The sequence below is a fragment of the Aeromonas sp. 62-46 genome (assembly GCF_001898585.1).
Taxonomy (GTDB): Bacteria; Pseudomonadota; Gammaproteobacteria; order Enterobacterales; family Aeromonadaceae; genus Aeromonas; species Aeromonas caviae.
The window spans coordinates 72,405-84,502 of record NZ_MKUI01000005.1; the positions used below are offsets into that span (position 1 = coordinate 72,405).

General features: G+C 65.4%; 11 protein-coding genes. 7 read left to right on the forward strand and 4 right to left on the reverse strand.

Annotated elements, in window-relative coordinates; translation table 11 throughout:
* The first annotated feature begins 84 nt into the window (after positions 1 to 84).
* On the forward strand, positions 85 to 1,080 hold the full coding sequence (locus tag BGO64_RS02225; RefSeq protein ID WP_286700091.1) for an aldo/keto reductase: 996 nt from the start codon (positions 85 to 87) through the stop codon (positions 1,078 to 1,080).
* A gap of 254 nt (positions 1,081 to 1,334) precedes the next feature.
* A complete protein-coding gene (bacA, locus tag BGO64_RS02230; RefSeq protein WP_010676024.1) occupies positions 1,335 to 2,150 on the forward strand; it encodes an undecaprenyl-diphosphate phosphatase in 816 nt (271 codons plus the stop codon).
* A gap of 112 nt (positions 2,151 to 2,262) precedes the next feature.
* On the opposite strand, the gene BGO64_RS02235 is transcribed toward bacA, so the two are convergent.
* From BGO64_RS02235 to BGO64_RS02245, 3 genes are all read right to left on the reverse strand, one after another.
* Entirely contained in the window at positions 2,263 to 2,928 is a 666-nt protein-coding gene (locus BGO64_RS02235; protein ID WP_139736509.1) for a ChrR family anti-sigma-E factor, read from the reverse strand.
* A complete protein-coding gene (locus BGO64_RS02240; protein ID WP_010676026.1) occupies positions 2,921 to 3,490 on the reverse strand; it encodes a sigma-70 family RNA polymerase sigma factor in 570 nt (189 codons plus the stop codon). Before BGO64_RS02240 ends, BGO64_RS02235 begins: the two co-directional genes overlap by 8 nt.
* A 124-nt stretch (positions 3,491 to 3,614) precedes the next feature.
* On the reverse strand, positions 3,615 to 4,181 hold the full coding sequence (locus tag BGO64_RS02245) for an LON peptidase substrate-binding domain-containing protein (RefSeq protein ID WP_010676027.1): 567 nt from the start codon (positions 4,179 to 4,181) through the stop codon (positions 3,615 to 3,617).
* Positions 4,182 to 4,495: 314 nt separating this feature from the next.
* Between BGO64_RS02245 and argS the strand changes: the two genes are divergently transcribed.
* The 4 genes from argS (at position 4,496) to hslU (ending at position 9,237) form a co-directional block, all read left to right on the forward strand.
* On the forward strand, positions 4,496 to 6,241 hold the full coding sequence (argS, locus tag BGO64_RS02250; protein WP_286700092.1) for an arginine--tRNA ligase: 1,746 nt from the start codon (positions 4,496 to 4,498) through the stop codon (positions 6,239 to 6,241).
* Positions 6,242 to 6,244: 3 nt separating this feature from the next.
* Positions 6,245 to 7,093 (forward strand): SPOR domain-containing protein, encoded by an 849-nt coding sequence (locus tag BGO64_RS02255; protein ID WP_286700093.1) that lies wholly within the window; start codon positions 6,245 to 6,247, stop codon positions 7,091 to 7,093.
* A 186-nt stretch (positions 7,094 to 7,279) separates the two neighbouring features.
* Positions 7,280 to 7,813, forward strand: a complete 534-nt coding sequence (gene hslV / locus BGO64_RS02260; protein ID WP_005340772.1) for an ATP-dependent protease subunit HslV — start codon at positions 7,280 to 7,282, stop codon at positions 7,811 to 7,813.
* Between the two features lie 95 nt (positions 7,814 to 7,908).
* Positions 7,909 to 9,237, forward strand: a complete 1,329-nt coding sequence (gene hslU / locus BGO64_RS02265) for an ATP-dependent protease ATPase subunit HslU (RefSeq protein ID WP_010676031.1) — start codon at positions 7,909 to 7,911, stop codon at positions 9,235 to 9,237.
* A gap of 88 nt (positions 9,238 to 9,325) precedes the next feature.
* Here hslU and BGO64_RS02270 read toward each other — a convergent pair whose 3' ends face one another.
* A complete protein-coding gene (locus BGO64_RS02270) occupies positions 9,326 to 10,750 on the reverse strand; it encodes an MFS transporter (RefSeq protein ID WP_286700094.1) in 1,425 nt (474 codons plus the stop codon).
* A gap of 168 nt (positions 10,751 to 10,918) precedes the next feature.
* Between BGO64_RS02270 and BGO64_RS02275 the strand changes: the two genes are divergently transcribed.
* Positions 10,919 to 11,839, forward strand: a complete 921-nt coding sequence (locus tag BGO64_RS02275; RefSeq protein ID WP_286700095.1) for a LysR family transcriptional regulator — start codon at positions 10,919 to 10,921, stop codon at positions 11,837 to 11,839.
* Positions 11,840 to 12,098 lie beyond the last annotated feature (259 nt).

The following is a 12,098-nucleotide window of genomic DNA, read 5'->3' on the forward strand; positions in this document are numbered from 1 at the left end:
ATGGCAACGCCGAATCAGCCGGAGTGAGGCCCGCCGCAAGGTCCGTCGCTCCTCATTGCACATCAGCCAAGGAACCGCACCGTGATGGATGACAACTACCTCGCCGCCCCCGACCGCTACCAGCGCCAGCCCTACCGACCGGCGGGCCGCCACGGCCTGCGCCTGCCCGGCATCGGTCTGGGCCTTTGGCACAACTTCGGCGCCGGGAGCAATCCCGCCACCGCGAAGGCCATGGTGCACCAGGCGTTCGATCTGGGGATCACCCACTTCGATCTCGCCAACAACTACGGGCCGCCGCCGGGATCTGCCGAACTGACCTTCGGCACGCTGCTCAAGAGGAGCCTGGCTCCCTATCGGGACGAGCTCATCATCGCCAGCAAGGCGGGCTACGTGATGTGGGACGGCCCCTACGGCGATGGCGGCAGCGCCAAGTACCTCTTCGCCAGCCTGCACCAGAGCCTGCGCCGTCTGGGCCTCGACTACGTGGACATCTTCTATCACCACAGGCCGGATCCCCGCACCCCGCTCGAGGAGACCTGCCAGGCCCTGGCCCTGATGGTGCGCCAGGGCAAGGCGCTCTACATCGGCCTCTCCAACTACCCGGCCCCGCTCGCGGCCAAGGCTGCCGCCCGGCTGGCAGAGCTCGGCACCCCCTGCCTGGTCAACCAGCTCAAATACTCCCTGTTCCAGCGCGATGTTGAGCCCGACACCCTGCCGGCCTGCCGGGAGCACGGCATGGGGGTGGTCGCCTTCTCGCCCCTGGCGGGGGGGCTGCTGAGCGATCGCTACCTGGCGGGCATTCCCGCGGATTCCCGCGCCGCCAGTGCCAGCCCCTTCCTCACGGCGGACCAGATCACCGAGGAGAAGCTCGCCACCGTCCGCGCCCTGCATGCACTGGCCCTGCAACGGGGTCAGTCCCTGTCGCAACTCGCACTGCAATGGGTGCTGCGCGACCCCGTGGTGAGCGGCGCCCTGATCGGCGCCAGCCATCCCCAACAGATAAGGAGCGCCGTCGACGCCCTGGGGCAGCCCCCCCTGGACGATGATCTTCAACAGAAAATCCTGTCCATACTGGCCTGACAGCACAAAGAGATCATAAAACAGAGGTCAACAGGCGTGACTGACCTGTCAGAACGTGACGGGGCCGTCATGGCTTCTGACAGCATGCGGCAAGCCGCGCCCTGCATGGTCCGCCAGCGCCCTTTCCCGGCCGGAACAGGGCGCTGAAATCCCCAATATTCACTGGTTGCCCGCGCGATTTTCCGCCATCATTGGCCGCCCCGACCCGTTCGGGGTTGATTTTATCCAGACCCCATAACCAAGAGATCTGCACCATGACCGAATCCTACGCCCTGTTCGTCGCCTTTGTGCTGGGCATAGTGGAAGGCCTGACCGAGTTCCTCCCCGTCTCCTCCACCGGCCACATGATCATCGTCGGCCACCTCCTCGGGTTTGAAGGACCCAAGGCCGCCACCTTCGAGGTGGTGATCCAGCTCGGCTCCATCCTGGCAGTGGTCGTCATGTTCTGGCGCCGCCTGTTCGGACTCATCGGCATTCACTTCGGTCAGAAACCGACCCCGGGCCACGCGACCCTCTCCCTGGTGCACGTCATCCTCGGCATGCTGCCCGCCGTGGTCGTCGGGCTGGCTATCCACAGCTGGATCAAGGCCAATCTGTTCGGGCCGGAAACCGTGATGTATGCCCTGGTGGCCGGTGGCATCCTGCTCATCATCGCCGAAAAGTTCCGCCCCGCCGTGACCGCGGAGACCCTGGACGACATCAGCTACAAGCAGGCCTTCGGCATCGGCCTGTTCCAGTGCCTGGCACTCTGGCCCGGTTTCTCCCGCTCCGGTGCCACCATCAGCGGCGGCATGCTGATGGGCATCAGCCGCCACGCGGCAGCGGAATTCTCCTTCATCATGGCGGTGCCCATGATGATCGCGGCCAGCGGCCTGGATCTCTACAAGAGCCGCGATTTCCTCTCCATGGCGGACTTCCCCATGTTTGCGGTGGGCTTCGTCACCGCCTTCGTGGTGGCCATGGTCGCCATCAAGACCTTCCTGGCGCTGATCCGTCGTCTCGACTTCATCCCGTTCGCCATCTACCGCTTCCTGCTGGCCTTCGTCGTCTACCTGGTCTTCGTGGCCTGATGGGCTTCGCCGCCAAGCAACACAAAAGGGACCCGAGGGTCCCTTTTTTCATGCCGTGATACCGCCTCAGTCGCGCGGCAGCCCGCTATCGCCGGGCAGCCGTGAGCCTAACTCAATAGAGGTGCTGGCTGATGCCGTTGAGCAGCCGTGACAGCCCCTTGGTGAACTGGACCGGCGCATCTTGCACCGTGTAGCAGAGGCAGCCGTCCGGGGTGTGGGGGCTGTGGGCGTGGCTGGCGTCGCGCCAGATGAAATCCCCCGCCTGATAGCGGGTGTCGCCATCCTCGATGGTGCCCGCCAGCAGCAGGGTCAGCTCATATCCCTTGTGGGTGTGCTCGGGGATCCGCCCCCCCGCCTCGATGTGGAGCAGGTTGGCCCGCGCACCCATCTCGTCCAGGGGCAGGCTGACCTGACGGATGGCCCCGAGATGACGCCACCTGGGGGCATGATGCCGTGCCAATGCCCGCGGCAGCCGGTAACTGTGACCCGCCACCCTGAGCTCTGGCCTCGGGCTCTCGGGAAGGGCGAGCGCCGCCTCCGTCGCCACCGGCTGTTGCAGTATGCCCGCCAGCATGGCATCGAATCCGGCGGGCAGCGCCTCGTCCGGCGCGTCAGGGGCGAGATGCTGGCACGCCAGCGCCTCTTCAAATTGCTTCACCCGGGCGGCGCACTCGGGGCAGAACTCGCAATGGGCGGAGACACCGACGGCCAGCGGCAGAGGCAGCTCGTCGGCAGCGAAGGCGCGCAGCATGGGTTCAGTCGGATGGGTCTTAATCATGGCCTTGCTCCACTTGTTCCTTCAGTTTCTGTAGTGCCAGCCGCAGCCGGGACTTGATGGTGCCAAGGGGCACGCCGAGCCGGTCGGCCAGCTCCTGCTGGGAGAGCTCCTGCAGGTAGATGCCGCGCACCACCTGCTGCTGCGGCTCCGGCAGCGTGGCGACATAGTGGGCCATCTGGCGGGTCAGCACCGCGTCTTCACCGCCGCTCAGGTGCTCCTCTTCGGCCCGGAATTCCAGCAGCGGCCAGATCTCCTCGGCGCAGAGCTCCTCCTTGCTGGCGCGGCGGCGGCGCAGCATGTCAAAGCTCTGGTTGCGCATCACTGTGTAGATCCAGGTGGTGGCGGCGCCCTTGTCGGGGTGATAGAGCCGTGCCTTCTGCCAGACCAGCAGCATGGTCTCCTGCACCAGTTCCATGGCGTTGGCCTCGCTGCCGAGGTGGCGCAGCCCGTAGCTGCGGATGCGCGGCGCGAAGTGGTGGAACAGGGTGGCGAAGGCAGCCTTGTCGGCACGCTCGGCCACCCGGACCAGCAAAGATGTGAGGTCGCCGTCTGGGTTGTCCATGGGGGGCGATGTCCTGCGTGGAGCCGATTGTGGTTGGCCAGTATATGCCATTGCGCCATCCCTCGCGTGTGGTGTTCACCCCCAATACGGTGAGCGAGGAAAAAGGATCACCGGGAAGGGGAATTCAATGGCTCGCGACCAGCAGACCGCTCAGCAGGGAGAGGGTGGGCTGGTTGTCCTTGGCCGCCACCAGCCACTGTTTTTGCTCCACCGGGATGGGCAGCACCTCCAGCCAGCGCTGGGCGACCCAGCTCGCATCCTCCCAGTCCGGCTCCGGATAGAGGGCCGCATACTCCGGATAGTCGTTGAACACATCCTGCAACGCCTTGGCCAGGGAGTGCTGATCCGCCTGGAGCCTACCGCTCTGCCAGGGGGGCAGGGGCTCCACCTCGCCGACCCGTAGACCGTCCTCTTCCTGCCAGAGATCCGTGATACGCACCCGCTCCACCCCGAGCACCGTGATGCCGAGCAAACCATCGGGCAGCAGATCGAAATCGATGATGCGCACCCGAGTGGCGATGGGGTACATGTTTCGCAGCGCGTCGGGCTGGCGGGGGTCCAGCATGCAGAGCGCGAACTCCCGCTCCCGGGACTCGGCGATCATGCGCTGGTATCTGGGCTCGAAGATGCGCAGCGGCATGATGCCGCCCGGCAGCAGGTGAGCGGAGAGTGGAAACAGTACCAGTGTCATGGGAATCATCCTCCAACGGCGTCCTCAAAGGATACGACCGCCACGGGAAGCGGGATCATTCAGATCGAATCGGTATAAATAACCCTGTCATAATCAGGGGAAAATAGCCTGGACAAGCCGTTTCGTTATGCAGTAGAAATGGATAACCACCACTTACCCAAATCAATATCCTGCAATGTGGTGGAAAACGCAGTGAAATATCCGCCACGCCCACGGGTGCGGGCCGTTCCTATAGTTTTCTCGGCCCGATGCGGGTAAAATTCACGCCCTTATCCAGTCAGTCACTTTTCGACGCGCAACCTCGGTGGTCAGTTATGAAAGAGCATATTCATCATCTACTTGAACAAACGGTAGCCAATCTCAAGTCCGCAGGCGTCCTGCCCGCCGACCTGGAAGCCCGGGTGCAAGTAGACCGATGCAAGGAGAAGGCTCACGGCGACCTGGCCACCAACCTGGCCATGCTGCTGGCCAAACCGGCCCGCAAGAATCCCCGCGAGCTGGCCGCTGCCATCATCGAGCACCTGCCCGCCTCCGATCTGATCGCCAAGGTCGAGATCGCCGGCCCCGGCTTCATCAACTTCTTCTTCGACCCGAGCTGGCTGGCCGGTAAGGTGGAAGCCATGGTGACCTCCGACAACGCCAACGTGAAGCTGCCGGCGCCGCAGACCGTGGTGGTGGACTACTCCGCCCCCAACGTGGCCAAGGAGATGGCGGTGCACCACATCCGCTCCACCGTGCTCGGTGACGTGGCCGCCCGCGCCCTCGAATTCCTGGGCCACAAGGTGGTGCGTGCCAACCACATCGGCGACTGGGGCACCCAGTTCGGCATGCTGATCGCCTATCTGGAGAAGATGGCCAACGAGCACGCCTCCGACATGGAGCTCAAGGACCTGGAAGCCTTCTACACCCAGGCCAAGCGTCACTATGACGAAGACGAAGCCTTCGCCGAGCGCGCCCGCAACTACGTGGTGAAACTGCAGGGTGGCGATGAGTACTGCCGCACCATGTGGAAGAAGCTGGTCGACATGACCATGGAGCAGAACCAGCGCAACTACGACCGCCTGAACATCTCCCTGTCCAACAAGGACATCATGGGCGAGTCCATGTACAACGACATGCTGCCGCAGATCGTTGCCGACCTGAAAGCCAAGGGGCTGGCAGTCGAGAGCGAAGGGGCCACCGTGGTCTTCCTGGACGAGTTCAAGAACAAGGATGGCGAGCCCATGGGCGTCATCATCCAGAAGAGCGACGGCGGTTTCCTCTACACCACCACCGACATCGCCTGCGCCAAATACCGTTACGAGAACCTGGGCGCCGACCGGGTCATGTACTTCATCGACTCCCGTCAGCACCAGCACCTGATGCAGGCCTGGACCATCACCCGCAAGGCGGGCTATGTGCCGGAGTCCGTTCCCCTCGAGCACCACGCCTTCGGCATGATGCTGGGCAAGGACGGCCGTCCCTACAAGACCCGCTCCGGCGGCACCGTCAAGCTGGTTGACCTGCTGAATGAAGCGGAAGAGCGCGCCAGCGCCCTGCTGGAGAGCCGCAACAGCGACCTCTCTGCCGAAGAGAAGGCCCAGGTGGTGCACGCCATCGCCATGGGCGCGGTCAAGTATGCGGATCTCTCCAAGAACCGCACCACCGACTACATCTTCGACTGGGATCTGATGCTGTCGTTTGAAGGCAACACCGCCCCCTACCTGCAATACGCCTACACCCGTATCCAGTCCATCTTCCGCAAGGCCGGCGTCGATGCCGATACCCTGAGCGGCAAGGTGGTCCTGAGCGAAGATGCCGAAGAGACCCTGGCCCAGAAGCTGATCCAGTTCTCCGACGCGGTCAACGGCGTGGCGGACAAGGGGATGCCGCACCTGCTCTGTACCTATCTGTACGAGCTCTCCGGCAACTTCATGACCTTCTACGAAGCCTGCCCGATCAACAAGGACGGCGTGGACGAAGCGACCCGCCAGAGCCGTCTGCTGCTGTGCGCCGCCACCGCCAAGGTGCTCAAGCTGGGACTGGGCGTGCTGGGCATCCACACCCTGGAGCGCATGTAATAGATGGCGACCCGGGATTACGTCGGCAACAGCCCGAGACGACGGGCGGGTGGCCGTAACATCAAGAAAGCGGCCCCTCGCCGCTTTCCTGTTATCCCGGCACTGCTGGCCGGGGCCCTGGTCGTCGGTTTCGGCGCCTTCCTCTACCTCATCAACGGCAAGGGCGCCGATGCCCCCACCATCGAAGAGCAAGTGAAGGCCAACAAACCCAAGGCACAGGGCAATACCCTGCCCCAGGAGAAGTGGAGCTACATCGAGCGGCTGGAGAACAAGCAGGTGGACATCATAGAGCCGCCGCCCCAGCCGGGCGTGCTGCCGCCCCCGCCCGCCGAGACCATGACCCTGCAACCGGAGAAGCTGCCCAAGCCGGTCGCGACCGACATTCCCCAGCCGGGAACCCCCATCGGTCAGGTGAAGCCCTATCAGCCGCAACCGGTGCAGCCGACCAAGCCGGCCACCGGCGCCCCGGTCGCCAGCGCCCGGGAGCAGGTGATCGACCAGAAGGCCGAGCGTGAGCGGATGGAACGGGAGATCCGCGCCGAACTGGAGCGGGAGCGTGCCGAGGCCGCCAAGGCCAAGGCGGCGACCCAGACTGCACAGACCGCAGCCGCCGACGGCGGTCGCTACATGATGCAGTGTGCCGCCCTGCGCTCCCAGGATTCCGCAGAATCCCTCAAGGCGCGCATCGCCTTCACCGCCGGGCTCTCCTCCAGTCTACAGGTGGTGAACGGGGCCGGTGGCGCCGTCTACAAGGTGATGGTGGGCCCCTTCAACGGCAAGGCGGCGGCCGACGCGGCCAACCGCAAGCTGCAGGGCTCGGGCATCAGCGGCTGCATCCCCAAGAAGGGGTGATCGCCGCGTCCATGCACAGGGCCGGGTGGCGACACCCGGCCCTGTTTCTTTTGGCGCCATCCCGCGCCCACCCGATCCCTCCTCCGCGATCCGTGCTCGGCACAGGCTTGAAAAGCCGTTTTGCCATCCCCATCTTTTCCTCCATGCACAGTCAGGCCGTCATTCGGCTCAAGCGAGGTAAGTAAAGTGACTACCATAGTTTCAGTTCGCCGCAACGGTCAGGTCGTCATCGGTGGCGATGGCCAGGTTTCTCTTGGCAACACCGTCATGAAGGGCAACGCCCGCAAGGTTCATCGCCTCTACAACGGCAAGGTACTGGCTGGTTTCGCCGGCGGCACCGCCGACGCCTTCACCCTGCTCGAGCGCTTCGAAGCCAAACTGCAGGCCCATCAGGGCAACCTGGAGCGCGCCGCCGTGGCGCTGGCCAAGGACTGGCGCACCGATCGCGCCCTGCGCCGCCTCGAAGCCCTGCTGGCCGTCGCCGACGAGCACAAGTCCTTCATCATCACCGGCAACGGTGACGTGGTGCAGCCGGAGCACGATCTCATCGCCATCGGCAGCGGCGGCAACTTCGCCCAGTCCGCCGCCATCGCCCTGCTGGAGAACACCGAGCTGGATGCCAGGACCATCGTCGAGAAGTCCCTCAAGATTGCGGGCGACATCTGTGTGTTCACCAACGGCAACCACACCATCGAAGTGCTGGATTATTCAGCTAAATAAGTCGGCGAAATAGGGCCGCCAAATAAGGCCGCCTTGCCAGACACCCCATTTTCCAAGGGGTGGGTCCTGCCCGCCCCGGATACAGGAACGCCACCATGTCCGAGATGACCCCGAGAGAAATCGTCCACGAGCTGGACAGACACATCATTGGTCAGGCCGACGCCAAGCGCGCGGTCGCCGTCGCCCTGCGCAACCGCTGGCGCCGGATGCAGCTCTCCGAGGAGATGCGCCACGAGGTGACCCCGAAGAACATCCTGATGATCGGCCCGACCGGCGTCGGCAAGACCGAGATCGCCCGTCGCCTGGCCAAGCTGGCCAACGCCCCCTTCATCAAGGTGGAAGCGACCAAGTTCACCGAAGTGGGCTATGTGGGCAAGGAAGTGGACAGCATCATCCGCGATCTGACCGATGTCGCCATCAAGCTGGTGCGCGAGACCGAGATGGAGAAGATGAAATACCGCGCCGAGGAAGCCGCCGAAGAGCGCATCCTCGACGCCCTGCTGCCCAACCCGCGCAACAGCTGGGGTGAGGAAGAGAAAGCCGACAACTCCAACACCCGCCAGATCTTCCGCAAAAAACTGCGGGAAGGTCAGCTGGATGACAAGGAGATCGAGCTGGATCTGGCCGCCTCCCCCATGGGCGTCGAGATCATGACCCCGCCGGGCATGGAAGAGATGGCCAACCAGCTGCAGGGGCTGTTCCAGAACCTGGGCCAGAACCAGAAGAAGAAGCGCAAGATCAAGGTCAAAGAGGCCATGAAGGCGCTGATCGAAGAGGAAGCGGCCCGCCTGGTCAACCCGGAAGAGCTGAAGCAGAAGGCCATCGCCTCCGTCGAGAACAACGGCATCGTCTTCCTCGACGAGATCGACAAGATCTGCAAGCGCGGCGAGAGCTCGGGCCCGGACGTCTCCCGTGAAGGGGTTCAGCGCGACCTGCTGCCGCTGGTCGAGGGCTGCACCGTCAACACCAAGCACGGCATGGTCAAGACCGATCACATCCTGTTTGTCGCCTCCGGTGCCTTCCAGATCGCCAAGCCGTCCGACCTCATCCCCGAGCTGCAGGGCCGCCTGCCGATCCGGGTCGAGCTGACCGCCCTGACCACCGAAGACTTCGAGCGCATCCTGACCGAGCCGAACGCCTCCCTGACCGATCAGTACAAGGCGCTGATGGCCACCGAAGGGGTCAACATCGAGTTCACCCAGGATGGTATCCGCCGTCTGGCCGAAGCGGCCTGGCAGGTCAACGAGCGCACCGAGAACATCGGCGCCCGTCGTCTGCACACCGTGATGGAGCGGCTGATGGAAGACATCTCCTATGACGCCTCCGAGAAGTCAGGCGAGACCTTCGTCATCAACACCGACTACGTCAACGCCCACCTCGGCAAGCTGATTGAAGACGAGGATCTGAGCCGCTTCATTCTGTAACAGGTTGATCGATAACGAGGAGCTGAGCGGTTTACTATCCTGCTCAACCCCATAGCAAGACGCCTCCCCTGTGGAGGCGTCTTCGTTTTCAGCGTTCTCCCGACTCGCAGCCGTCCCGGGCCACATCACCCTGCACGGCACGCTCCCCCCTTCCCGCCAGCCAGAGCGCGCTCATCAGCAGCAAGGCCGTCAGGGCGAAGGTGACCCGGGTGGCAAACGCCAGCTCGTCCGCCGTCGCGAGGGCGAGATCGGGCCGCCCCGCCAGGGCGGCGAACAGGCCCCCCAGCCCCGCCGCCCCCGTCAGCTGGCCCAGGTTGCGCGACAGGGTCAGCAGCCCGGCCACGGCGCCCCGGCTCGCCCCCTCCGTCTCCCCCACCACGGCGCTGTTGTTGGCGGTCTGGAACAGGGCATAACCGGCGGTGAGCAGCAGGATGGGCAGCAGGTAGCCGAGGGGCCCGAGCGCCCTGTCCAGCAGGGCCAGCAAGACGGCGGCCACCACCATGAGTCCCAGGCCGAGGCGCACCACAGGGGTCGCCCCCACCCTGTCAACCAGCCAGCCAGCGGGCATGCCGGACAGCGCCGCCAGCAGCGGGCCCATGGAGATCATCAGCCCCACCGTCCCCATGTCGAGGGCAAAGGCGCCGTGCAGGTAGAAAGGACCGATCAGCAGCGTCGCCACCATGACGCTGGCCACCAGCGCACTGGCGATGATCCCGCCTCTTCGCCTAGGCGCCCCCAGCAACACCAGGGGCAGCAGGGGGCGACGGGCGCCCGAGTCGGCACGCACGAAGAGCGCCATGGCGACGAGCGCCCCTATCCCCGGCCAGGCCCCGAGCGGGCTGCCCCGGGTCAGTGCCAGCCCGTAGCAGAGCAGCGCCGTCACCAGCAGCAACAGACTGGTGAGCGGGAGACCTCCCTCGGCAGAGCCCGCCTCATCCCGGGGCAGATCGCGCCAGGCACGCCCCAGCGCCAGCAACGTCAGGGGGAGCAGCAGCAGGAAGGGTGCCTGCCAGCCAAATCCGCCGATCAACAGGCCGCCGAAGGAGGGGCCGAGCGCCGTGCCGCAGGCCGACAGGGTGCCGAGCAATCCCATGCTCCAGCCCCGTCGGGCTGGCGGCACCAGCTCTCCTGCCATGGCCAGCGAGAGCACCAGCATGCAGGCCGCACCCGCCCCTTGCAGGGTGCGAGCGGCAATGAGCCAGCCGATGGAAGGGGCCAGGGCGCACAGCAGGGAAGCCAGCGCAAAGACCCCGGTCCCCCAGAGCAGCAGGCGACGCCGCCCCAGACGATCCCCGAGCCGACCCGCCACCACCGTCAGACTGGTGATCCCAAGCAGGTAGGCCACCAGCACCCATTGCAGGCTGGCGAAGGGCACGCCGAAGTCCTGCCCCAGGGCAGGCAGCACCAGGTTGGCCATGCTGCCCGCCAGCATGGGCAGCAGGGTGGCGAGCCCGAGCCCCGCGAGACCAAGACGGCGCGTCACGGGAGGGGAAACAAGAAGTGGTGTGGACATGGCAGTCTCTCCGGCAAGTGATGATGCACCCAGGCTAGCGGGGGTAGTGACAAGGCGGAAGACGCACGATTTGCAGCTTATAGTTGCACCAGACGCCATATGAAGAGATGGCAACTCGCGTATCATGAAGGGGTCGGCCCGTCAGGCGCCGCCTGCGAGGAGACGACCATGACCCCGGATTTCAACCTGCTGATCACCCTGGATGCCCTGCTGGAAGAGGGCAGTGTGGCGGGCGCCGCCAGACGGCTAGGCCTGAGTGCTTCCGCCATGAGCCGGGCCCTGGCAAGGCTGCGGGAGACCACGGGGGATCCGCTGCTCGTGCGGGCGGGACGCGGCCTGATCCCCACCCCCCGGGCGCAGATCCTGCGGGATGAGGTCGCCCGCCTGGTTCAGGAGACCCGGGCCGTGCTGCGCCCCCATCAGGAAGTAGACCCGGCGAGCCTGGAGCGCACCTTCCGCCTGCGATCCAGCGACGGCTTCGTGGAGGCGGTAGGCCCCGCCCTGCTGGCGCGCCTCGCCGTCGAGGCCCCCGGGGTGCGGCTGCACTTTCTGGCCAAACCCGACAAGGAGAGCGGCCCCCTGCGCCGTGGCGAGCTGGACTTCGAGACCGGGGTCATCGGCGCCACCACGGCCCCCGAGCTGCGCACCCAGGCCCTGTTCCAGGACCACTTCGTCGCCGTGGTGCACCCGGACCACCCCCTCTGCGACGGCACCCTGACCGTGGCGCGCTATGCCGCCGCCCGCCACGTGCTGGTCTCCCGCCGGGGCCAGCCTCACAGCCCCATCGACGAGATCCTCGCAGGCCAGGGGAGGCGGCGCACCATCACTACCCTGGTACCCGGGTTTGCGACGGCGCTGGCCCTGGTCAGGGAGAGCAATCTGGTGGCGACGGTGCCGCACCTGCACTGCGCCAGCCTGCTCGGCGATCTGGTCACCCTGCCCCTGCCCTTCGCTCTGCCAGGGATCCGGGTCGCCCTGCTCTGGCACCCCAGTCAGGATGCCGATCCGGGCCACCGCTGGCTGCGCGCCCTGATACGGGACACCTGCGCCCGGCCCCCCTATCACACCGGGGCCACCGACACCCCCTGATCCGGGTCAGGCAGCGCCCGGCTCCATCACAGGCCCCTTGTGGCCCGGGCGCCCGCACCCGGGACCAGAAGCGCCTGTCACCACCCCGTCACACCGACATGCCTGTGGCTTGGGCACAAGTGGTGGATCCTTCCCCCTGCCGGACGGGGATCACGGCCCCTCAGAGCGGGGCGGATCACATTGCGGGCAAAAAGATCCTGCTGCCCGCTTCCGCATTTTTTATACGGTCGTATAATTGCGTACAAAATGCATACACCAG